The 22,491-nt window shown below is 55.7% G+C and carries 17 protein-coding genes and 1 tRNA gene; 9 read left to right on the top strand and 9 right to left on the bottom strand.

Going from position 1 to position 22,491, the window contains the following annotated elements; all coding sequences use genetic code 11:
- Positions 1–120: 120 nt before the first annotated feature.
- Positions 121–194, top strand: a tRNA-Gly gene (locus ABVS15_RS07650).
- Positions 195–583: 389 nt separating this feature from the next.
- On the opposite strand, the gene nhaC is transcribed toward ABVS15_RS07650, so the two are convergent.
- Entirely contained in the window at positions 584–1,993 is a 1,410-nt protein-coding gene (gene nhaC / locus ABVS15_RS07645; RefSeq protein ID WP_369283143.1) for a Na+/H+ antiporter NhaC, read from the bottom strand.
- Positions 1,994–2,006: 13 nt separating this feature from the next.
- Complete coding sequence (locus ABVS15_RS07640) at positions 2,007–3,200, bottom strand: MalY/PatB family protein (protein ID WP_369283142.1); 1,194 nt, start codon at positions 3,198–3,200, stop codon at positions 2,007–2,009.
- Between ABVS15_RS07640 and ABVS15_RS07635 the strand changes: the two genes are divergently transcribed.
- From ABVS15_RS07635 to ABVS15_RS07620, 4 genes are all read left to right on the top strand, one after another.
- A complete protein-coding gene (locus ABVS15_RS07635) occupies positions 3,190–3,552 on the top strand; it encodes a hypothetical protein (protein ID WP_369283141.1) in 363 nt (120 codons plus the stop codon). The two genes, ABVS15_RS07640 and ABVS15_RS07635, sit on opposite strands and share 11 nt — an antisense overlap.
- A 678-nt stretch (positions 3,553–4,230) precedes the next feature.
- On the top strand, positions 4,231–5,649 hold the full coding sequence (locus ABVS15_RS07630) for a GntP family permease (RefSeq protein WP_369283140.1): 1,419 nt from the start codon (positions 4,231–4,233) through the stop codon (positions 5,647–5,649).
- Between the two features lie 109 nt (positions 5,650–5,758).
- Positions 5,759–6,547: an SDR family NAD(P)-dependent oxidoreductase gene (locus ABVS15_RS07625; RefSeq protein ID WP_369283139.1), complete on the top strand. Its 789-nt coding sequence runs from the start codon at positions 5,759–5,761 to the stop codon at positions 6,545–6,547.
- Between the two features lie 29 nt (positions 6,548–6,576).
- Entirely contained in the window at positions 6,577–7,329 is a 753-nt protein-coding gene (locus tag ABVS15_RS07620) for an SDR family NAD(P)-dependent oxidoreductase (protein WP_369283138.1), read from the top strand.
- A gap of 210 nt (positions 7,330–7,539) precedes the next feature.
- Here ABVS15_RS07620 and ABVS15_RS07615 read toward each other — a convergent pair whose 3' ends face one another.
- Positions 7,540–8,337, bottom strand: coding sequence for an IclR family transcriptional regulator (locus tag ABVS15_RS07615; RefSeq protein WP_369283137.1), 798 nt, complete (start codon positions 8,335–8,337; stop codon positions 7,540–7,542).
- A 273-nt stretch (positions 8,338–8,610) separates the two neighbouring features.
- Here ABVS15_RS07615 and ilvD point away from each other — a divergent pair, with 273 nt between their 5' ends.
- Both ilvD and nifJ read left to right on the top strand, forming a co-directional pair.
- Entirely contained in the window at positions 8,611–10,293 is a 1,683-nt protein-coding gene (gene ilvD / locus ABVS15_RS07610) for a dihydroxy-acid dehydratase (RefSeq protein ID WP_369283136.1), read from the top strand.
- Between the two features lie 61 nt (positions 10,294–10,354).
- Positions 10,355–13,879 (top strand): pyruvate:ferredoxin (flavodoxin) oxidoreductase, encoded by a 3,525-nt coding sequence (nifJ, locus tag ABVS15_RS07605; protein ID WP_369283135.1) that lies wholly within the window; start codon positions 10,355–10,357, stop codon positions 13,877–13,879.
- Positions 13,880–14,085: 206 nt separating this feature from the next.
- Here nifJ and ABVS15_RS07600 read toward each other — a convergent pair whose 3' ends face one another.
- Both ABVS15_RS07600 and ABVS15_RS07595 read right to left on the bottom strand, forming a co-directional pair.
- The gene (locus ABVS15_RS07600; protein ID WP_293009273.1) at positions 14,086–14,487 is read right to left on the bottom strand and encodes a bacteriohemerythrin; all 402 of its coding nucleotides are present in this window, start codon (positions 14,485–14,487) and stop codon (positions 14,086–14,088) included.
- Between the two features lie 268 nt (positions 14,488–14,755).
- Positions 14,756–15,103, bottom strand: a complete 348-nt coding sequence (locus tag ABVS15_RS07595) for a DUF6176 family protein (RefSeq protein WP_369283134.1) — start codon at positions 15,101–15,103, stop codon at positions 14,756–14,758.
- Positions 15,104–15,450: 347 nt separating this feature from the next.
- On the opposite strand from ABVS15_RS07595, the gene ABVS15_RS07590 reads away from it, so the two are divergent.
- A complete protein-coding gene (locus ABVS15_RS07590) occupies positions 15,451–15,786 on the top strand; it encodes a hypothetical protein (protein WP_369283133.1) in 336 nt (111 codons plus the stop codon).
- Positions 15,787–15,853: 67 nt separating this feature from the next.
- Here ABVS15_RS07590 and ABVS15_RS07585 read toward each other — a convergent pair whose 3' ends face one another.
- The 3 genes from ABVS15_RS07585 to ABVS15_RS07575 form a co-directional block, all read right to left on the bottom strand.
- A complete protein-coding gene (locus ABVS15_RS07585) occupies positions 15,854–17,239 on the bottom strand; it encodes a YfcC family protein (RefSeq protein ID WP_369283132.1) in 1,386 nt (461 codons plus the stop codon).
- A 29-nt stretch (positions 17,240–17,268) separates the two neighbouring features.
- Positions 17,269–18,459 (bottom strand): amidohydrolase, encoded by a 1,191-nt coding sequence (locus tag ABVS15_RS07580; protein ID WP_369283131.1) that lies wholly within the window; start codon positions 18,457–18,459, stop codon positions 17,269–17,271.
- A gap of 315 nt (positions 18,460–18,774) precedes the next feature.
- Positions 18,775–19,323 carry an ECF transporter S component gene (locus ABVS15_RS07575; protein WP_369283130.1) on the bottom strand — a complete coding sequence of 183 codons (549 nt, stop codon included), beginning with the start codon at positions 19,321–19,323 and terminating at the stop codon, positions 18,775–18,777.
- A gap of 108 nt (positions 19,324–19,431) precedes the next feature.
- Between ABVS15_RS07575 and ABVS15_RS07570 the strand changes: the two genes are divergently transcribed.
- Positions 19,432–20,844, top strand: a complete 1,413-nt coding sequence (locus ABVS15_RS07570; RefSeq protein ID WP_369283129.1) for a PLP-dependent aminotransferase family protein — start codon at positions 19,432–19,434, stop codon at positions 20,842–20,844.
- A 233-nt stretch (positions 20,845–21,077) separates the two neighbouring features.
- Here ABVS15_RS07570 and ABVS15_RS07565 read toward each other — a convergent pair whose 3' ends face one another.
- Positions 21,078–22,334 carry an acetyl-CoA C-acetyltransferase gene (locus tag ABVS15_RS07565; RefSeq protein WP_369283128.1) on the bottom strand — a complete coding sequence of 419 codons (1,257 nt, stop codon included), beginning with the start codon at positions 22,332–22,334 and terminating at the stop codon, positions 21,078–21,080.
- Positions 22,335–22,491 lie beyond the last annotated feature (157 nt).

Here is a 22,491-nt window from a genome sequence, read left to right as displayed (position 1 = left end):
CCTTGCTGTCCCATACTATGAGAAATAAGAAAAACAAATGCGCCCTTGGCCATTTTTCGTCTTGCAAAATGGAAAAGGGTCTGCTATACTATCCTCACGCGCAATTTGTAAGAGCGATGCGCGGCTGTAGTTCATCGGTAGAACGGCAGCTTCCCAAGCTGCATAGGTGGGTTCGACTCCCATCAGCCGCTCCAGAAAAATCCCCGGAATCATTGAAATATCAGTGGTTCTGGGGATTTTTATTTTCTGCATGTGTTGCGCCGTAGGAAAGAAACGGCCAAGATTAACCCGGATTTTTAAAATGTACAGGTCAAAATATAAGTCAAGCGTTCTGCTTTTTTCGATATGCGTCCAGCTTGACATACAAAGCCCCCCTGATGTAGTGATAAAATCCTACATCAGGGGGCTTCTTGCCCATTATTTCTCTTTACAGGGCTTGCTTCTACGCGCGGATAGCTTTCACTTAAAAAACCGGCGCGCACCACATTGGACGATCTTTACAGCACTGCTTCTCTCAAATGCCGAATAGCAAAGAGAGGAGATGGGTGCACAGGAGCGCGCGCCGGATTGCAGGGGGAGAGGTTTATGCGGGAGTCTGTTCCGGCTCGGATTTCATGGGCTCAATCTTGCCCACGCAGCGTCCGGTTGCAATGTAGATAAAGGCAAAGACGACGCCCAGCCAAGTCATTGGAGCGTAAAGCGCATAATCCATCACCGAAACGCCAAACACGCCGGAGGCATAAATGCCCGACATGCCCCAGGGAATTACCCAGCAGAGGGCCGTGCTGGTATCCTCCAGCATACGGGACAGGTTCTTTTTGGGAATGCCATACCGCTCGTAAATGGGCTGGAAAATGGGCCCGATTACGGTGAAACAGACATAATAGCTAGTGGTAACCATCAGGAAGACAATATTGGCAAGATAGGAGCCCGCCATGATGGTCTTCCAGCTTTTGGTGGAGCGCTCAAGTGCGCTCACCAGCGTATGGAGTACGCCGGAGGCTTTTAGCGGCGCGCCGAAAACAGCTGCACACAGCATGATGCCCACGGTACTCAGTGTTCCGTTTAAACCGCCGCGGGAAAGCATGGTATCCACAATTTCAACGCCCGTATCCGAAGCAAAGCCGGAACCCAGCGCAGCGGCCATTTGGCTCAGGGTTGCCCCCTGGAAGATAAGCGCGAACACGCAGCCCGCCAGAACGCCGACTGCGTAGACGGGAATGCTGGGCATTTTTTTGACAATTAAGGCAATGACAATGATTGGAGGAAGCAAGGTCAGCGGATTGAGATTGAAGTGCTCCCCCAGCGTCTTCAAAATCAGGGTGGAAGTCTCGCTGGAGACGCTTCCGGAAAACCGGGAGCCAATCACAAGATAGAGAGCCAGAGAGATGATATAGCCCGGAATGGTTGTGAAGAGCATGTGCTTGATGTGAGAAATGATGTCGGTTCCCGACATGGCAGGTGCCATGATGGTCGTGTCCGAAAGCGGAGAAAGCTTATCGCCGAACATCGCGCCAACAATAATTGCGCCGGCGGTATACTGCATGGGGATTCCAAGCCCCTGAGACACGCCGATCAGCGCAATGCCAAGGGTTCCGATGGTTCCCCACGAGGTTCCTGTGGCCAGCGACATGATGGAGCAAAGCAGGCAGGCAATAAACAAAAAGGCGGAGGGCGCAATCATCTGCATTCCGTAATAGATAATGGTGGGGATTGTCCCGGACAAAATCCAGGAGCCCACGATCAGGCCGATGGCCATGGTAATAAAAATACCAATTCCCATCAGGCGCACATTATCAAACAGCGTCTTTTCAATTTCATCCCATTTGGTTCCCCAAAGGACTGCGACGGCGGAGGTGATCGATCCGCCAACCAGCAGCGTGATGGACGTGGAGGCTTTGACAAATTTCAGTCCAATTACAATAACGACAATGGACAATACCAGTAATATAATTGCTTTTGGCAAGCTGTTTTCACTTTTCTTCTCTTTCACAGGGGTGCCCTCCTCAATTGCTCTTTTTCTTTAATTCACTGACCAGGCGGTCGACTGCCTGACGGATATTGGCGCGGGGTGTGGCCAGATTCAGGCGGATATGGGTGTCTTGCGCTCTCTCTGCGGGGAAGAACCAGGCCCCATAGTCTACCGCAAGACCGCAGTTGTCCTGAACAAAGGGCTGAAGCTCCTCGCTTGTCAGGTATTCCTTCATATCTACCCAGGCAAGATAGGTTCCCTCCAGCGGCGTGACCTGCACCAGAGGCGCTTCTTTAGATAATGTGTCGCGCAAATAGACAAAGTTATCCCAAATGACTTCCAGCACAGTCTCCAACCAGGGTTCTCCGTGGTTATAAACCGCTTCCACGGCCGCATATCCAAAGGTTCCGCCCTTGGTTGCCTGAATTGAGAGAACAAACCGGTCAAAACGACGACGGATCTCTTCGCTGGGAATAATGGCAAAGGAGTTTTTCAGGCCCGCAATATTAAACGTTTTCGAGGCCGCGGAAAGAATGACCAGCTTGTCGCTATAATCTCCCACGGTTGCGGCCGGATGATGTATGTGACCCGGCATCAGAATGTCCTGGTGAATTTCATCGCTGATTACATAAATACCGTGTCGCTTGCAGGCTTCCAGCATTGTTCGCAATTCCTCGGGGGTCCACACGCGTCCGGTAGGATTGTGGGGAGAGCAGAGGACGAAAAGCTTTACCTGATGTTCAATCAGGTCCTGTTCAAACTTCTCCGCATCCAATGTATAATGCCCATCCTGATTGATTAGCTCAGAGCAAACCAGACGGCGCCCTGTGTTTTGAATCGCCTCCATAAACGGATAATAGGACGGCGTCAATATCATACAGGCATCGTCCGGAGCAGTCAGAATGCTGATTAGCCAATAAATTCCGGGGACGACACCGCACGTATACCGCAGCCACTCGGGCTGTATACGATATCCATGGCGCCGTTCCTCCCAGGAAACGACTGCGTCGGAGTAACTCTTTGGCGGCACAAAATAACCGTATACGCCAAAGTCTACCATCTCGCGAAATGCCTTTTCCACGCACTCAGGGGCCCGAAAATCCATATCCGCAACCCAGAGCGGAAGAAGATTATCCGTCCCAAATTTACCGCCCATTGCATCCCACTTATAAGAATTTGTGTTGCGGCGGTCCGGGGCATACTGTGTCTCTAGTTCTGTGATTGTCATTGCTGTTGTCCCCTCCTGTATTCGATTGCTGGCTGACCAGGTTCATGCGCCGTGTGGTTTGGCGCTTGCCGGATTGCAACTGCTTTTCGGCACAATTGCCTGCTATAAGTTGAGCAAATACTATGCCAATCAGAGCATCTCCGTCAAAAGGTACTTATTTGGGCATGTTCAAGGAAAATATTTGTGTGTGGCTGGTCTGTCGCACGGCTTGACATCGCCAGAACCGCATAAAACAAATTGGCCTGAGCAGTACAGAAGCTGTGAATCCATTGTGCTGCAAGCATTTTGGAAAAAAGTTAGTTTTGGCCCGTCGATGCAAAAGTGGTTTACTGAGAAGAATGCCGGGAATTAAGATAATTGCAGCCGAAAGGGTGGTGGAATATCCACTCAATAAGCATCGCGCCTTGACTTACCTTAATAGGTGGGTTCGACTCTCATCGCCCGATCCGGAAATAGATCCCCGGAACCATTGTAACATCAGTGATTCCGGGGATTTCTATTTTCTCGTATGTGCTGCGCGTGGTGAAGAAGACGGTCAAAATCGGCCTGAATTATTAAAATGTATGGGTCAAGGTGAGGACTGAGCTCTCTACTTTTGAATATGAGCCCAGCCTGTGGGCAGACTTTCTCTTAAAGGCGGCGTTTGGGCAGATATGGCTTTTCAACAACATACAAGTGCGTAATCGAATTTTTGAACGCAATATTCTTTATTGTAGAACAAATTTTGGAATATTTATGTAAATTACTAATTTTTTAGATTTTGTTAAAATAAATTCACTCGCTGTTTTTGTGAAAACGCACGATAAACAACCGTAAATAACGGCGTTGTGCATAAAAATAAGCTTCAGATGTTGACAAAATATGTCGACCGGTCTATTATTCTCTTAGTTCTCCATTATAGAATAATAATTGATAAAAAAGAACAACGCAAGTGGAGAATAGCTGTCTATACTAAGGAGGGTGATAGTCCCGGCGTGTGCGCTTTCCCGGCAAGGAACTAACACAGGTATGAAAAAGGAGAGAAACGATTATGTCCGCAGGAACATTTCTGTTAATTCTGGTGATCGCAATTCTTGCTCTGGTAGTAATGATTGTAAAGCTGAAGATGCACCCGGTGCTGGCGCTGTTTATAGCGGCCCTGGGTACCGGTATCTCCCTTGGCTATGGCGTGATCGGCACGGTCGATTATGTCAGCAGCGGCTTTGGCAACACGCTGGGCAGCGTGGGTATCACCATCATTCTGGGCGCCATTATTTCCATGGCGATTGAAGATACCGGCGCAGCCAAGTCCATCGCAAACTTTTTTATCAAGCTTTTTCGCGGCAAGAACATGGAGCTGGCCCCGTCCCTGACCGCTTTCATTATGTCCATCCCCGTTTTCGGTGACATTACCATGGTGCTGACCGCACCCATCGCTTCCATGCTTTCCAAGCGCAAGCACATTTCCATGTCCACCATGGCATCCTTCACCGGTCTGGGCCTGTTCCTGACGCACGCTCTGGTGCCCCCTACTCCCGGTATTCTGGCCATCGCCATTATGTTTAAGTGCGATCTTGGCCTGACCATTATGTGGGGTATTGTTGTGTCTCTGGTGGGCTTCTTTATCCCCTATTTCCTGCTGCGCAAGTGGACGGAAAAAGAGTGGATTGAGCCCAATCCCGAGTTTGTCCGGGGCATGGCGGAGACTCACTCCGACAGCGTGGACGATATCCTGATTAAGGATCCCGGCCTGCCCAGTACAGTTCTGGGCTTCCTCCCCCTGTTGCTGCCCGTGCTGCTGATCTCTGCTTCTTCTTTCGCTGAGATGTATGCCACCGAGGGCAGCCTCATCTACACCCTCTGCACCGTCATGGGCAACAAGGTGATTGCTCTGTTCATGGGCCTTGTGTACTCTGTGTGGCTGGGCTATCGTCAGCGCACGATGGTGCGCGGCGTTTATGCCTCTGCTTACAACGAGCCTAATATTAAATTCAACGAGATCATGTTGGAGAGATGGGTTGCCCGTGGCCTGGTGGTCTGCCTGGCTCCTCTGCTGATCACCGCTATGGGCGGCGCATTCGGCAACGTGCTGAAGAACTCTCCCGCTCTGGCACCCCTGTCTGAGATGATCGGCAACAGCTCCATCCCCACGATCGTGGTGCCCTGGGCCATTGCCGCCATTATGATGATTGCCGTTGGCTCCATGACCACCGCCGGCATGACCGCCGCGGCGATTGTGCTTCCCATGATGCCCGACCTGGGTCTGGCTCCCTTGGCCGCCGTGATGGCGATTGGCAGCGGCTGCCTGATGGGCAATCACTACAATAACTCCGGCTTCTGGGTCATGGGCCAGTTCTTCCACCTGAACACACAGCAGTCCGTGAAGTACGTGACCATCCCCTGTGCCGTGTCTTCCGTGGTGTGCATCATCACTGTGGCGATTATGAACGCCGTGGGTATCTTCGGCTAATCACCCGCACTCCTTTCGAGGGTATCGCGTTTATCTCAGTGCCCTCGGTTTTTTAAAAGACGGCTTTCGCGGTGTGCGCAAAGCCTGAAAGAACAGAAAGGACACGATCATGAACATTCGCTTTGACAACAGGGTGATTCTCGTCACCGGCGGCACCGGGGGCATTGGCCTGTCCTACGCGGAGCTTGTGGGCACGCTTGGGGCCAAGGTGGCCGTCTGCGGTACGAATCCCAAGAAACTGGAGGCGGCACTGGAGAGCCTCCGGTCCAAGGGGATCTCCGCCTTCGGTGAAACCTGCGACGTTTCCGACGCCGCTTCTCTGGAGAGCTTCGCTGCTCACACGGAAGCCGCGCTGGGTCCCATTGACGTGTGGGTCAGCAACGCCGGTGTTTATCCCCAGCACAGTATTATTGACACGCCCGAAGAGGTGTGGGACCGGACGGTGGACACCAATCTGAAATCCGTCTATCTGGGCGCCCGCATCGGCTATCGCTTTATGAAGGAACGGGGCGGCGTGATGCTGCTGGCATCGTCCTTTGCCGCCCTGTTTCCCTCCGTCGGCAGCGGCGTGTATGCCGCAACCAAGTCCGCCATCAGTTCCATGGTCAAAACGCTGGCGGCCGAGCTGGCCCCCTACGGCATCCGTGTTAACGGGTATATCCCGGGCCTGATTGACACGGATATGAACCACGGGCCCATTGCGGAGCGGGGCGAACAGCTTCGCGCTCCCATTGCGCTGCAAACCTTTGGAGAAGCAATCGACGTAGCCTGGGCCATGGCATTTCTGTCCTCCGACTACGCCCGCTATATCACCGGTACCAGCATAGAGATCAGCGGCGGCAAAATGGGCGTTCAAAATCCCATGAAAGCATGGCAGGATAAGGAAACCCGGGAGTAATCCGGGGGACAGGAAGGAACAGCCTGAATATGAATGTAAAAGATAAGGTAATTGTCGTTACCGGCGGTGCTGGCGCAATCGGCACCACCCAGACAAAGCTTCTGGCCGAAAATGGCGCGGAGGTCTGGGTGATCGATTTGGCGGCTGACCGGGCGGAGGCTCTGGCAAAAGAGCTGACGGCGGCTGGCTGCCGGGCCCACAGCGCGGGAATGGATGTATCCAGCGAAGAGGCTTGGAAGTCTGTGACAGAACAAATTGTGGAGCAGAGCGGCCGGCTGGATGTGATCGTAAACAACGCAGGCATCAATATCCGCAAGAACATTGAGGAAATGACAAAGGACGAGTGGATGCAGATGATGGAGGTCAATACCGCCAGCGTCTTCCTTGCCACGAAGTATGCCATTCCCATTATGCGGCGGCAGGGGGGCGGTGTCATTATCAACACATCCTCTATCTGCGGGCTGATCGGACACATGAACACGCCTGAGGCCTACACCGCCACCAAGGGTGCCGTGACGCTGCTGACAAAATCAGTGGCAGCCCGCTACGGCAAGGATAACATTCGCTGCAATTCAATTCATCCCGCTACCATTGACACGCCCTTTGTGGCGGCCCTGATGGCAGACCCGGTGAAAAAGCAGGCCCGGATTGATGAGATTCCCCTCGGTCGGCTGACCACCGCGGAGGATGTGGCCAACGCGGTGCTGTATCTGGCAAGCGAAGAAGGCTCTTTTCTCAACGGCGTCAACCTGCCCATCGACGGCGGCGTGACCTGCTACTAAAAAACGCATTTACAGGCGGCGGGAATCAGTCACTTTTACAGAGATTGCCCGGCGGTTTCACCGGGGAGAACATATCCCGCGCCTGCGTGTTCAAACTTCTGCGGAAACAGCAAAAAACGCCGCGAGTAGCGGCGTTTTTTGCTTAACTCCTATGATTGGCCGGGCGTGTCCGACGGATTTTCCAAAGACGCCCGGCGGGACTGTGCAGCCTTAGGTAAGGTCGTCTGCCGTCGCCAGTTCCGGCACATACCCAAACATTTTTTTGGAAATAGCTACGCTGGTTCGTTTCAGCTCATTCACCAGCCCGTTGTCGCAGGCCATGCGAATGCGGGAGGTCATACCCGACACACTAATGGCGCAGGACACGATCCCCGGAGCGGAAAACACCGGGACGGCGACGCAGGACAGGCCGAAGGCAATTTCTTCATTATCCTCAGCATAGCCCTTTGCCCGGACCTTGAGAATCTCCTCCCGGAGCTGCTCGGAATTTGTAATGGTGTTATAGGTCATGGTTTTCAGGTTGCTGGAAAAAATCCGCTCCTGCGTGGCGGGATCCATGTAGGCGAGAATGCATTTTCCCACGCCTGTGCAGTGGAGGTCGTTGTGGGTGCCGATCTGGGTGCTGATAAAAATGGAGCCGGTGGCCTCGACCTTATCCACGTAAATCACGCCGTCGTTTTGCTCTATCGCACAGTGTACGGTTTCGCCGTACTTAAGATTGATTTGCTCCAGGTATGCATGGACAGAGCGGATGATGATATTCTGGACCTTGACCGTGTTGGAAAAGCTCAGCAGCTTTAAGCCGAGCACGTATTTCTGGTTTTCCGGATTCTGCTGAAGATATCCCAGGTTGGTCAGTGTATTGATCAGACCGAAGGTTGTGCTTTTGTTGAGCTCCAGCGCATTGGAAATCTCCTTTACGCTGTGCTCCGAACAACCGGTCTGCTGAAATAACTCCAAAATGGAGAAGGCGCGTTCCACCGATTGAATGTTCTTTGTAGTAGCCATAGTCAACCTCTTCTATATGTTCTGTATTGCAGAATACTGTTGGCTATATTATAAGATACAGGATTCTTCCTGTCAATAAAGCGTAAAAACTTCCAGAGATATTTTATATAATTAAACCGCATACGATATTGACAGACAAGATGTAAAATAATATAATATTTTTGAGGACGAGAGACGACAGTGTAGAATGGCGGGCGTAAAAGTGCCTATTGTCGCTTCTGAAAACAGATTTTAAACAAACCCATCCCGCTAAAGGTTAAGGAGGAAATTTTTATGGAATTTCGCAGTAAAACAATTTTAGGCGAGGAGGACAGCGCCTTTGCGCGGTCCCTGTTTAAGTCCATGGGTTATACGGACAGCGAGCTGAAAGAGGGAAAGCCCCTCATCGGAATCGCCAACACATGGAACACCGTGGTACCCGGCCATTACAATTTGGACAAGGTTGCGGAATATGCCAAGAACGGCATCTACGCAGGCGGAGGCACTCCCGTGGAGTTTGGAACCATCGCCGCCTGTGACGGTGTGGCGCAGGGTCACGAGGGAATGCACTATATTCTGCCCTCCCGGGAGATTATCTGCAACTCCGTGGAGATTATGGCCCAGGCCCACCGGCTGGACGGGCTGGTGCTGCTGGCCTCCTGCGACAAAATCGTGCCCGCCATGCTGATGGCTGCGGCCCGGCTGGATATTCCCTGCATCGTCTGCGTGGGTGGCCCCATGCTGGGCGGTATTGAGTTTGACGGACGCAAATCCGACCTGACCTCCATTTCCGAGGCCTTGGGTATGGTAAAGGCAGACAAGCTTTCCGAAGGCGAGTACGCCGCGCTGGAGAACACCGCCTGCCCCGGCTGCGGTTCCTGCTCTTTCTACGGCACCGCCAACACCATGTGCTGCGTGTCCGAGGCTTTGGGCATGTCCCTGCCCGGCAGCGCCCTGATTCCCGCCGCCTACGCTGCCCGTCTGCGCAGCTCCTTCGAGGCGGGCAGGACCATTGTGGACCTGTGCAAAAAGGGCATCACCGCCCGCCAGATCCTGACCCCCGAAGCGATTCGCAACGGCATCAAGATGACCATGGCCACCTGCGGTTCTACCAACGCCGTGCTGCACCTGTCCGCCATCGCCAACGAGGCGGAGCTGGACATGAACGTGGTGGAGGAGTTTGAAGAGCTGAGCAAGACCACTCCCCAGATTGCCAAGGTCAACCCTGCCGCCAAGCCTGAGATGGAGGCATTCTTCCGGGCTGGCGGAATCCCCAGAGTTTCTCAGCATCTGGGCGACATTCTGGATACCTCCGTCATGACCGTCACCGGAAAGACCCTGAAGGAAAATCTGGCGGAATACGTCTATGAGTATCCTGAAAATCCCACGATTATCAAGACCGTGGAGGAGCCCTTCTCCAAGACCGGCGGCGTGGCGGTGCTTCACGGCAACCTTTGCCCCAACACCGCTGTGACTAAGCCCGGCGCCATCGATCCCTCCATGCACCGCTTCGTGGGCAAGGCAAAGTGCTACAACAGCGAGGAGGAAGCCGAGGAGGCCATTCTGGGCGGCAAGGTTCAGGCCGGCGATGTGGTGGTCATCCGCTATGAGGGTCCCAAGGGCGGACCGGGCATGCGCGAGATGTTCAAGGCCATGAAGTATATGTACGGCGTGGGCCTGAGCAAATCCGCCGCTCTGATTACCGACGGGCGCTTCTCCGGCACCAACAACGGCTGCTTCGTGGGTCATATTTCTCCTGAAGCTGCGGAGGGCGGCCCTCTTGCAATCGTTCAGGACGGCGACGAAATTCTGATTGACGTGGACGCGGGTAAGCTGGAGCTTCACGTGTCCGACGAGGAGATCGCGCAGCGCTACAAGAGCTGGAAGCTGCCTGAGAAGCACATTCCCAACGGCTACCTGCGTTTGTATGCCAAGGCGGCTACTTCCGCCGATCAGGGTGCCATTATTAAGATGTAACAGCTCCGTTTCCGGCGCAGAAGAATTCTGCGCCGGAGACGATATGCCAGGAGGAATATAGATGTCTGAGAAAAAAATTATGAAAACCATGGACGGCAACGAGGCCTGTGCCACCGTTGCTTACCACTTTACGGACGTAGCCGGGATATTCCCGATTACGCCGTCCTCTCCCATGTCCGAAAAGGTGGACGAATGGTCTGCCGCCGGACGCAAGAATATGTTCGGCCAGCGGGTGACGCTGGTGGAGATGCAGTCCGAGGGCGGCGCCGCCGGTGCACTGCACGGCGTGGCCGAGGCGGGCGCTTTAGCCACCACCTTCACCTCGTCCCAGGGTCTGCTTTTGATGATTCCCAACCTGTATATTATGGCCGGACACCGGATGCCCGCCGTGTTTCACGTGGCGGCTCGCTCTGTGGCCCAGCACGCCAATAACATTTTTGGCGACCATCAGGATGTGATGACCTGCCGCACCACCGGCGTGACCATGCTGTCCTCGTCCAGCGTACAGGAGGTAATGGACCTTGCGGCGATTGCCCATCTGGCCACCGTCAAGACCCGGGTCCCCTTCATTCACTTCCATGACGGCTTCCGCACCAGCCACGAGATTCAGAAGATTGAGATGATTGATCTGGACCGTGTTTCCGCCCTGATGGACAAGGACGCGCTGGATGAGTTTCACCGCATCGCCATGAACCCCGAGCATCCCGTTATGCGTACCACCGTGCAGGGCCCGGACGTGTATTTCCAGTCTCAGGAAGCCAACAACGGCACGTATGACACGATTCCCTCCGTGGTGGAGGGCTATATGCAGGAGATCAACAAGATCACCGGCCGGGATTACCATATCTTCAATTATTACGGCGCGCCCGATGCAGAGCGCGTGATGGTCATGATGGGCTCCGCCTGCGAGTGCGCCAAGGAGGTTGTGGACCATCTGTGCGAAAAGGGAGAAAAGGTGGGCCTTCTTCAGATTCACCTGTTCCGTCCCTTCGATATGCAGTATTTCCTGAACGCCCTGCCCAAAACGGTGAAGAAAATCACCGCCATGGATCGTTCCAAGGAGCCGGGCGCCATTGCCGGAGCAGTGTATCTGGACGTGTGCGCCAGCTATGTCAACGACGGAAATGCTCCGGAGATTTTCGGCGGGCGGTACGGCCTTGCGTCCAAGGACGTGACTCCTGCCCAGATGAAGTCCGTGTTTGACAACATGAACGAGACCGCGCCCAAGCGCATGTTTACCATCGGCGTGAACGACGATGTGACAAACCTGTCTCTCGAGGTTCGCGAGCCCCTCATCACCGAGTCCGCCGACACGGTTTCCTGCAAGTTCTGGGGTCTTGGCTCCGACGGTACCGTGGGCGCCAACAAGAACTCCGCCAAGATTATCGGTGACCACGCGGGGATGTATACGCAGGCGTATTTCGAGTACGACTCCAAGAAGTCCTACGGCATTACCAAGAGCCACCTGCGCTTCTCCAAGGATCCGATCCGTTCCACCTATCTCATTAAGGCGGCGGACTTCCTGGCCTGCCACTCCCAGTCCTATATCAACAGCTACGACATGATTCACGAGGTGAAGGACGGCGGAACCTTCCTGCTGAACACCGCGTGGACGGAGGAAGAGCTGGGCGAAAAGCTGCCCGGCGACGTGAAAAATTATATTGCCAACCACGATGTGCAGTTTTATATTGTGGATGCCAATAAGATTGCCCGGGAGCTGGGCCTTGGAAACCATGCCAATCTGATTTTGCAGTCCGCATTTTTCAAGCTTGCCCGTGTCATGCCGGTGGATGACGCTATCCGCTTTATGAAAGAGGCTGCGCAGAAGACCTATGCCAAAAAGGGCGAAAAGGTCGTGAACATGAATCTGGCCGCCGTGGACGCGGGAATCAACAGTCCCGTCAAGGTGACGGTTCCCGCCGAGTGGGCGCAGGCGAAGGACGACCGCACGGTGGACGAGAACCTGCCCGCCGTGGTGAAAAACATCGTCATTCCCTGCAACCGCCAGAGAGGCGACGACCTGCCGGTGTCCGCGCTGTTGCCCTATCAGGACGGCACGTATCCTCTGGGCACCTCCAAATACGACAAGCGCGGCATTGCCGCGGCAGTGCCCTCTTGGGATCCCAACAAGTGCCTGCAATGCAACCAGTGCACCTTCGTCTGTCCCCACGCGTCCATCCGGGCGTATCTGGTGAACGAGGAAGAGGCTGCCGCTGCGCCCGCCGGCTTTGAAATGGTGGACGCCAAGGGTGCTGCGGGCCTGAAATACCGTCTGCAGGTCAGCACGCTGGACTGCACCGGCTGCGGAAGCTGCGCCGCCTCGTGCTTGGCCAAGGACAAGGCCCTGACCATGAAGCCCGTGGATGACAGCATGTATGACGAAACCAACTGGAACTATGCCCTGACACTGACCGACAAGCCCGGCGTGTTCAACCGCAAGACCCTGAAGGGCAGCCAGTTCTCTCAGCCCCTGGTAGAGTTCTCCGGGGCCTGCGCGGGCTGCGGCGAAACACCCTATGCAAAGCTCCTCACCCAGCTCTACGGCGATAAGACCTATTGGGTCAACGGCGTTGGCTGCTCTCTGGCGTGGGCGGGCGCGTTCCCGTCCCTGCCCTATACTGTCAACAAAGAGGGGCGCGGCCCCGCGTTCTACGGGACGCTGTTTGAGGATCAGGCGGAGAACGGCCTTGGCATGGTGCTGGCTGTGAAGCAGCGCCGGGCCTATGTCCGCCAGCAGGTGGAAGCCTTGCTTCCTCTCGTGTCCGGTTTGGAAGTGGAAGCCGCCTGCAAGGCATGGCTTGCCTCCTTTGAGGATTTGGACACCAATGATGTCGATGCCCGGGCACTGACTGCGGCGCTGGAGCGTGCAGAGCTTACCGGAGAAGCCAAGGCTTTGGCTGATGAGATTCTGCTGCACCGCGACCAGTTGGGCAAGAAAACGGTCTGGCTCTTCGGCGGCGACGGCTGGGCCTATGACATCGGCTACGGCGGCCTGGACCACGTGATGGCCTCCGGCGAGGACATTAACGTGTTCGTGGTGGATACCGAGGTGTATTCCAACACCGGCGGACAGTCCTCCAAGGCCACGCCCGTGGGTGCCTCCGCCAAGTTTGCCGACGGCGGAAAGAGAACTGCCAAGAAGGATTTGGGCCGTCTCATGATGACCTATCCCGATGTATACGTGGCCTCCGTGGCTATGGGCGCCAATCCCGGACAGCTGATGAAGGCCGTCAACGAGGCTGTCAGCCATAAGGGACCCTCCATCATCATCGCCTATGCCCCCTGCATCAACCATGGCATCAAGGCGGGTATGAACAATGTGCAGGCCGAAATGAAAAAGGCCGTGGACTGCGGATTGTGGCCCCTGTATCGCTATAATTCTCACAGCAAGGAAAAGCCCTTCTCTCTGGATTATAAAAAGCCCTCTGTGCCTGTCAGCGAATTCCTGAATGGAGAGGTTCGCTATTCCGGGCTGAAGGTGAAGTATCCCGAGGCTGCCGAGAAGCTCTTTGCCCAGGCACAGCAAGAGGCGGATGACCGCTATCGGACCTATGTCCGGCTGGAAAAGAGCTATAACGAAGCGTAACCCCCTTGGGTCCGCCACCCTTCTCCACCCGTCTATGCTTACCTTCTCTTTCCCCTTTTCCCGGGGCGGACTCGGCGAACCCTTATACAGGACAGCAGGCCATTGGGCCTGCTGTCCTGTCGCTTTCTGCGGAAAATGTTTTACTGCCCGCAGAGAAAAACATCTGCCGCGCCGGGGTTTAACCGGTGCGGCAGATGTTTAGCATTTTATTTTCCCTGCGTTTTCGCAAATTCTCCAATCTTTTTGTCCATGTTGGAGATATGCTTTGTCAGCCAGTCCACCACGATTTGATTGGCGCTGATAATCACCAGAATATTGCCTCCCGAGGCGGCGTAATCGCTGCGCAGCTTTTGCAGTTGGGCGATGAAGGCGGTATGCGCGGCCTTTTGCTCCGCATAGCCCGGATAGTGAATACGCTGCATATAGCTCTCTTCATCCGCAAAATGCTTTTTGGTGTAGCTATCCAGAAATTCCAGCAGCTCGCCTATGTATTCTTTGGCCTGATTTCGTTTCCCTGCTTCAAAAAGCAGCTCGGCTTTTTCAAACAGAAGTTTGTGCTGATCGTCAATTTCCCTGACCCCAACGGAGAGATTCGGCGTCCACGGCATGGTGATTCCCCCTTTTTATATGTCTCAAATCTTTTTACTATCATACATCATCATAAGACGATGTTCAACTGTTCCGTGGATAAACCAGATGCATATTTTGAAGAACATATGTGAAAATGATTAATCACCACAGAGGACGAATACTTGGGAAAGTGTAAAAAGCGAGATAGCCTGTAAAAGCTTTTCAAGAGCAAGGATTGACCTGAGGCCAATCCTTGCGGGCCTGCGCAAGTCGCCCCCGGCACACCGGAATTTTAGTCAGGGCGTATCAGCGTTCCCCAAAGACGGACAGATCCCCCAGAATCAGCTCAGGTGGAATTTGCACGGCGCTTTCTCCGTCGATGCACTCGGCCATATATTCAAAGTGCTTTTTGTCCAATGGATTTTCGCTTTTCGCCGCGACCTGATTTGCATATTGAAAATCATCGGCGAGAACAAACATGTAGATATAGCTGATGCCATTCTCCGTGTTCATAAAGTAAACCTCAAGGTGCTCTCGCTCGTTTTTCAGAGTTTCTTCGCCCTGTTCCTTGTTGGCCGTTAAAAAATCAATCCATTCGCGGGCAACGGCTTCCTTTCCCGCCTTCACTTTGGCCTTGAACAATACCGCATCCACTGTCATGTCCTCCCGTCATTTAATTGAATTAGTGCAGACTAACTACTATTATGGCACAAGATTTACGAAGCTGTCAAGTAAAACGCACCAGCCGTCTGATTCTGCCTGCGCGCATGCGGCATGGAAAGAACGGACTTATGGGGAGACAAGGATATGGAGTAAAGGTACGACCGATAAGAGTGAATTTCCGGGTGGCTTCTGGCTCCTACGGAGGATATCAAACGCCCGCCCATTGAATACACTGAGAATGGAAGGAGTGAATGCCCGTGTTTGACAGGGTCGCAGCGCCGCGTATAGACATTTATGACGGTATCACAAACGAATACTATGGAAGATCAATCTTTCCCGTGACCACAGAAATTGAAGACAACCTGCTTCAAATTGTGAATTATGAGGGAGCGCCCAGAGCAATGCTGTTTCAGGACGATACGTTTCTCCCGGCATCCAGCAGCTATGTCCCGCCGGGGCTTTTTGAAAAGGTCAGACGCAACGGGATTGCCCGCGCAACCTTTCGAGACGCAAATTCGCTTTTGTGGGTGCCCGTAGAAATTCACATGAGCTTTGACTCGCAGGTGCGGGGAAATCTGCTGGGCGACAAATATCATTTTGACAGCGTTGTATATACCGATATCGATGTGCAGGATGTAAAGGTTCTTCCTCAGGGAGCGATGGATATCACGTAAAATAAATTAACTCCCCGGAGCCTGTCAAAAGGCAGGCTCCGGGGAGAGTTTGCGCAGTCGCACATCCTTAGGAAAAGTTGATTGCGAGGGCAATGGCCACCAGCGCCATTTGAGTCAGCAGCAGCAGCCCAAACAGGGGGACAAACCATTTCCACCATGTTTCCACCTTTACGCCCGCAATGCCGCATACGATGGGGGCCGAAGCAGTGGGCCAGAGAATGTTGGACAGGCCGTCGCCAAACTGGAAGGCCAGCACGGCCACCTGACGGGGGATATTCAGAAGGTCGGACAGGGGGGCCATGATGGGCATGCTGACCACCGCCTGACCGGAGCCGGAGGGAATCACAAAGTTCAAAAGCGTCTGGACCAGCAGCATGGCCTCTCCGGCCAGCCACCGGGGCAGGTAGGACAGTGGGATGGACATGCCGTACACCACGGTGTCAATAATGTTGCCCGCCTGAAGGACTATCAGAATGCCCCGGGCAAGGCCGATCATCATGCAGGCCATGGCAATGTCCGTAAAGCTCTTGGCAATCAGGTCGGCAATTTTGTTGGGGGACCAGCCCATAATGGCGGCACTAATGAGGCCCATCAGCAAAAACACGGCGGCCAGCTCTTCAAAATACCAGCCGTAGTCCTTTGTGCCGATGACAATGACCACAATGCCCCCAAGCAGCACCAGCAGAACCAGCTTTTCCCGCAGGCCGAAGGCGTGGCTCTCTATGTTTTTATCTGCCTGAATGCCGCCGGATACGCCGTACATCAGGCTTTTGGTGGGATCCGCCTGAATCTTCATTGCATAGCGCACCGTGTAGACCGAGGCAACCACAATCATGGAAAGGTGGCAGAAAATGCGGAAGCCCCAGCCGGACATCACCTGCAAGCCCGCGATGCTTTGGGCCATGCCTACGGTAAAGGGATTCATAAACGCGCCGGAGTAGCCCAGCCCCGTACCCAACCCCACAATGGCAAGGCCCACGATGGCGTCGTATCCCATAGCCAAAGCAATGCCCACGAAGATGGGGATAAAGGGGAACATCTCCTCAAACACGCCGATGGTGGAGGAGGCAAAGCCGATCAGGGTGATAAAAATGGGAATGATCAGCGCCCGCAGCTTGCCTTTCAGAATCCGCAGCAGTCCCGCCACCAGTCCGTTGAACGTGCCGGTTGAAATAATCAGGCCGATGGAGGCATAGGCAATGAACACAAAAAACAGCACGCCGCCCGCGTCAATAAAGCCGTTGTACACGCAGCGCAGCATCTGAAACGGCCCCACCGGAGAGCTTTCCACCGCGTGATAGGTTCCGGCGAGGATTAGCCTGCCGTCCCGCTCAAATTCCCCCGCGGGAAGAATCCATGTAAGAATGGTGCAGATGGCAATAATGCTCATCAGCAGTACGTAGATGTGGGGCATTTCCAGCCGCCGCTTCTTTTTTACCAGTGTTTCTCCCATAAGTTAATTCTCCTTCTCCCAAATCATGTTCAGCCCTTTTCCTTCAGCGCCCGCTGAAAGTCGCTGCGCACGGCGGCGCGAAATGCTTCGTCGTTTAAGACCCGCAGGGCAAGCCCAGCCAGCGTACAGGCGCCCCGCTCCATGGCCCGGTGGGCGGCGGGCAGGAGCGTTGCGTCCCGCAGCTTCTCCGTATGGAGGGCGAGAGCCTCGTCGGTAATGGAAATCAGGGGCTGGATAGAGGGACAGCGATAGCTGACGTTGCCAAGGTCCGATGACCCGGAGGCGGGGAGAATCTCTCCCACGGTTTCCCCGTTCTCCGCAAGCAAACGGGCCGTTTCTTTTTCAAGGGCGTCCACCCGCACCATGTCGTCAAAGTCCAGCAGGCCGGGGTTAAAGGTGACGGTGCAGTCCATCGCCATGGCCGCGCCCTCGGCGCAGCGGCGGACAATGCGGTCCATCTCGGCCAGCTTGCCGCGGGAGTCCGTGCGGAACTCCAGTCGAATCTTTGCGTAGCCGGGGATGGTGTTGGGAAAGCTGCCGCCCTCCAGCAAAACGGCGTTAAACCGCACGTCCCGGGTGAAGCTCTCCCGCCGGGCGTCCACCAAGTCCAGAAATTTCCGTGCCGCCGCCAGAGCGCTGGCTCCCGCCCAGGGGCCTGCCACCGCATGGGCCTCCCGCCCGTAAAACTCCGCCACATAGCACCGCAGGCTTAAAACGTCCATGTCGGCACAGGATGCGCCGCCGCTGAAGCTGTGCATCATCACCGCCAGGTCCAGATCGTCGAACACTCCGTCCGACGCCATGGGAATTTTCGCCCCGTTTTCCTCCTCCGCCGGGGTGCCAATGACCTGCACCGTGCCGGAAAAACGGTCCTTCAGCCGCATCATGGCAAGTCCCGCCAGCACGGAAAGGGGACCATGGAGATTATGACCGCAGCCGTGGCCGATGACTGGAAGAGCGTCATACTCCGCCAAAAAAGCTACTTTCGGGCCCTCGCCGTTTTTCAGCGTGGCGCGATAGGCTGTGCCATATCCCAACTTTTCCTGGAAAAAGGGATACTCCACCTCAAAGCCCGCCTGCTCCAGCAACTTCGCCATGGCTGCGCTGGACTGCTCCTCATGGTAGGGGAGCTCCGCGTAGTCAAAAAGCTGCCGGACAAGCTGCCGCGCGTCTTCTGCGTCTGCCCGGACTGCCGCCTGAATTTCCGATGGCTGCACCATGGTCAATTTCCTCCCCGTAAAATAATGTGTGTGATATTGTGAATGCATCTAAGTAATAATGCGATAACACTTTAACTAGATAATAAGATAACACATAAAATTAAAGGCTGCAAGAGCATCCTCCAAATAATATGAACAAAAAATTAATATATTAAGAGAATCGCACTGTACACTGCTCCGAAAGTAAAGACGCGGGACGGATTTATCCGTCCCGCGTTCCGATTTCAATTAGCCGCCGTCTGTGCCGCTGATATAAATACTGTTCGCCCCGCCGTACCTGTGGCCTTGCCTAAGCGACGGTTTGACGGGGCATGCTCAAAGATTTGAAAATCTGCTTCGCACAAAGCCGCTTTTCCGCAGCGCCGCCGCCAGAAAAACGGAGACAGCCACGCCAAAGCCCGCCTGCACCAGATTGCCGGGAATTCCCGCCACGGCGCCAGCCCAACTATGCAGCAGCAGCGCGTCAAACAGCCAGTAGCCCACCACCATAGGGGCTTCCCCCAAAAAAGCGGCGAAAACCATGCCGCCGGGGCGGTCCTTCAAAAAGCGATACAAAAATCCGGCGGTCAGGGCCACCACGGCCTTAATCACCAGCGTGGCAGGGACATAGACCATGTAGCCGGACAGCGCGTCCGCCATGGCGGAGCCGATGCCCCCCGCCAGTGCGCCCGCCCATGGTCCCAGCAAAAAAGCTCCCAGCAGAACCACTGTGTCTCCCAGATTCAGATAGCCCCCTGTGGGGGAGGGGATGCGGATGACCATGGTGGCGGCGCAGGTCAGCGCCGCCAGCAGTGCGGCAATGACAATGCTCCGGACCCGTCTGTCCGCTGCGGAAAAATGCTCTGTTCCAAACCCATTTTCCATGTTCTATGACTCCCTCCGGCATCAATTGAGCTGATTATAGCTGGTATATGGTATGATTAAAATACCCAAATTTTAAAATTTCGATAAGTTCAGATGGAGGGCAAATCAATGCTGACCTATCCTATGGAGGACCGGGGTGGGCTGACGCTGTATGAATATCTCTACCGCCGCATCCGGGAGGATATCCTTTCGGGCGCGCTGATCGTTGGGGAAAAGCTTCCCTCCAAGCGGGCGCTGGCGGAGCATCTGGGCGTGTCGGTCATCACGGTGGAGGGGGCGTACCAGCAACTTGAAGCGGAGGGCTATGTCCGCGCGCAGCCACGCAGCGGTTTTTTTGTGGAGCAGGTGGAGCGGAGTACCGTGCGGGATACGCTTCCAACGCAGCCGTTCCCAAAGGAAGTGCCGAGGCCGGACACGCCGCCAGAGCCGGAATGGAAGCTGGACCTGAAGACGAACCGGGTGGACGCGGCCCGATTTCCGCTGGCGGCGTGGGCACGACTGACGCGTCAGGTGCTGGCGGAGGAGGGGCCAGCCCTTCTCTCGCCTCTGCCCAATCAGGGGCTATTGGCTTTGCGGCAAGCAATCTGCGCCGACCTGCGGGACTATCGGGGCCTGCATGCCGCGCCGGAGCAAATTGTAGTGGGCGCCGGAGCGGAATATCTTTACATGCTGCTGGCCCAGCTCCTGGGGCGGGACGCGGTGCTGGCGGTGGAGGACCCGGGCTATCCGAAAATCCGGCAGGTATATGAAAACAGCGGCGTGCGCTGTGTCCCGCTGGCGCTGGACAGCGAGGGGATGGACCCCGCCGCCCTGTGGGCCTCCGGGGCGCGGGCGGCACACCTGTCCCCGGCGCACCAGTATCCCACCGGGCTGGTGACACCCATCCGGCGGCGGCAGGAACTGCTGCGCTGGGCGGAGGAGCGGGACGGCGTGATGATTGAGGACGACTATGACAGCGAGCTGCGCTTTACCGGGCGGCCCATTCCGCCGCTGCAAAGCATTGACGGCGGGGGCCGGGTGGCGTACCTCAACACCTTTTCCCAGACCATTGCCCCGTCCATGAGGATGGGCTTCGTGGTGCTTCCGCCAAGACTTTTGGAGCAGTACCGCAAAAAGCTAGGATTTTACGCCTGCACCGTTCCCGCCACAGAGCAATTTGTTCTGGCCCGGTTTCTGGAGCAGGGGTACTACGAACGGCATCTGGCCCGGATGCGGACGGAGTACCGCTCCCGCCGCGCCGCGGTGCTGGAAGCGTTTCGCCGCAGCCCCTTTGCCAGTCGGGTCCATATTGCGGAGCAGGGGGCGGGGCTTCATTTTCTTCTGCGGCTGGATACGGACCGAAGCGACCAAGAGCTGGACGCAAGGGCGCGGGCCATGGGTGTGCGGCTGGGCTTTTTGTCGGAATATACCCGCCGGAGAACGGCGGAGTTTGACCACACACTGGTGGTGAATTACGCGGGGCTGGAACGGGCGCATCTGCCGCAGGCCATGGCGCTTCTGGCGGAGATTTTTGCTGAATGACGCTGCGGGCGCCGCTGCGGGGGAGGGCTGGGCCAGTCCCGGCCCGCATACAAAGGGAGTATCCACGATGCGGTTCCTGCGCTTGCTCCCGGAAGACCCGCTAAAGCAAAGCGAGGGCTTGCCCTGTAAAAATAGTTGTGCAGGCGAAAACTTGAGGGGCGGGATAAAAACAAAAATCAGGGCTGCGGCGATTCGCCGCAGCCCTGATTGATGTAAAGCCTTAGGTTAGAAAATCAGCACTTCTCGAAGATGGTGGCAACGCCCATGCCGCCGCCGATGCACAGGGTGGCAAGACCCTTCTTCGCATCGTCCCGCTTCTTCATCTCGTGGAGCAGGGTGACGATGATCCGCGCGCCGGAGGCGCCCACGGGGTGGCCCAGAGAGATGGCGCCGCCGTTGACGTTGACCTTGCTCATGTCAAACTTCAGCTCGCGGGCCACAGCGATGGACTGGGCGGCGAAAGCCTCGTTGGCCTCGACCAGATCGATGTCCTCGATGGAAACACCGGCCTTTTCCATGGCCTGACGGGAGGCGGGAACAGGGCCCACGCCCATGATCTTGGGATCCACGCCGCCCTGGCCCCAGCCGATGAGCTTGGCCATGGGCTTCAGGCCGTATTTCTTCACGGCCTCGCCGGAGGCCAGCACGATGGCGGCTGCGCCGTCGTTGATGCCGGAGGCGGAAGCGGCGGTGACGCGGGGCGTGCCCTTGTCGTCGGTTTCCTGCGCGCCGGTGAGCTCAAAGGTATGTACTACCTGAGGATTGGGGGACTCAGGACCCACGGGGAATGCGCCCTTCATCTTGGCCACGCTCTCCATGGTGGTGCCGGCGCGGGGGAATTCGTCCTTCTTGAAGTCAACAAAGTCCTTCTTGACCTTCACGGGGACGGCGACAATCTCGTCGTCAAACTTGCCGGCGGTTTGAGCGGCCTCGCACTTCTGCTGAGAGGAGACGGCGAACTCGTCCTGCTCCTTGCGGGTGATGCCCCACACGTCGCAGATGTTCTCGGCGGTGGTGCCCATGTGGTAGTTATTGTATGCGTCCCACAGGCCGTCCTTAATCATGGAGTCCACCAGCTTCTTGTCGCCCATGCGGGCGCCCCAGCGGGCGTCGGGAGCAACGTAGGGAGCGGCGGACATGTTCTCCGTGCCGCCGCAGACGACGACGTCGGAGTCGCCGGCCAAAATGGAGCGCGCACCCTCGATGACGGACTTCATGCCGGAGCCGCAGACCATGCCCACGGTGTAGGCGGGAACGGCATAGGGAATGCCGGACTTGACAGCCACCTGACGGGCAACGTTCTGGCCGAGGCCGGAGGTCAGGATGCAGCCGAACATAACCTCGTCCACCTGCTCGGGCTTCACGCCCGCGCGGGTCAGGGCTTCCTTAACCACGATGGCTCCAAGGTCGGCGGCGGGAATGCCCTTCAGGGCTCCGCCAAAAGAACCGATGGCTGTACGGCAGCAATTCACGACATAAAGTTCTTTCATGATGTTCCTCCATTTTTCAAATAAATTCTTGCGCGGCAAAAGCCGCTTTGGACATTGGGAAATTCCCCGGAAACGCGGCGGCGGAGGGGCGTGACGGATGGCCCTGACATCTCCGTCAGAACCCTTCCGAAAGGCCCGCTCCTAACTGCTGTTAACT

This window comes from Oscillibacter sp. GMB15532 (genome assembly GCF_041020825.1).
In the GTDB taxonomy this organism is placed as follows: Bacteria; Bacillota; Clostridia; order Oscillospirales; family Oscillospiraceae; genus Oscillibacter.
This window is presented reverse-complemented; position numbering and strand designations above follow the sequence as displayed.

Excerpts from the sequence above, each read along its gene's own strand:
- ABVS15_RS07640 (WP_369283142.1), bottom strand. The coding sequence starts at position 3,200 with ATGACAATCACAGAACTAGAGACACAGTATGCCCCGGACCGCCGCAAC.
- ABVS15_RS07630 (WP_369283140.1), top strand. The coding sequence starts at position 4,231 with ATGTCCGCAGGAACATTTCTGTTAATTCTGGTGATCGCAATTCTTGCT.
- ABVS15_RS07625 (WP_369283139.1), top strand. The coding sequence starts at position 5,759 with ATGAACATTCGCTTTGACAACAGGGTGATTCTCGTCACCGGCGGCACC.
- ABVS15_RS07620 (WP_369283138.1), top strand. The coding sequence starts at position 6,577 with ATGAATGTAAAAGATAAGGTAATTGTCGTTACCGGCGGTGCTGGCGCA.
- ABVS15_RS07615 (WP_369283137.1), bottom strand. The coding sequence starts at position 8,337 with ATGGCTACTACAAAGAACATTCAATCGGTGGAACGCGCCTTCTCCATT.
- ilvD (WP_369283136.1), top strand. The coding sequence starts at position 8,611 with ATGGAATTTCGCAGTAAAACAATTTTAGGCGAGGAGGACAGCGCCTTT.
- nifJ (WP_369283135.1), top strand. The coding sequence starts at position 10,355 with ATGTCTGAGAAAAAAATTATGAAAACCATGGACGGCAACGAGGCCTGT.
- ABVS15_RS07600 (WP_293009273.1), bottom strand. The coding sequence starts at position 14,487 with ATGCCGTGGACGCCGAATCTCTCCGTTGGGGTCAGGGAAATTGACGAT.
- ABVS15_RS07585 (WP_369283132.1), bottom strand. The coding sequence starts at position 17,239 with ATGGGAGAAACACTGGTAAAAAAGAAGCGGCGGCTGGAAATGCCCCAC.
- ABVS15_RS07580 (WP_369283131.1), bottom strand. The coding sequence starts at position 18,459 with ATGGTGCAGCCATCGGAAATTCAGGCGGCAGTCCGGGCAGACGCAGAA.
- ABVS15_RS07575 (WP_369283130.1), bottom strand. The coding sequence starts at position 19,323 with ATGGAAAATGGGTTTGGAACAGAGCATTTTTCCGCAGCGGACAGACGG.
- ABVS15_RS07570 (WP_369283129.1), top strand. The coding sequence starts at position 19,432 with ATGCTGACCTATCCTATGGAGGACCGGGGTGGGCTGACGCTGTATGAA.
- ABVS15_RS07565 (WP_369283128.1), bottom strand. The coding sequence starts at position 22,334 with ATGAAAGAACTTTATGTCGTGAATTGCTGCCGTACAGCCATCGGTTCT.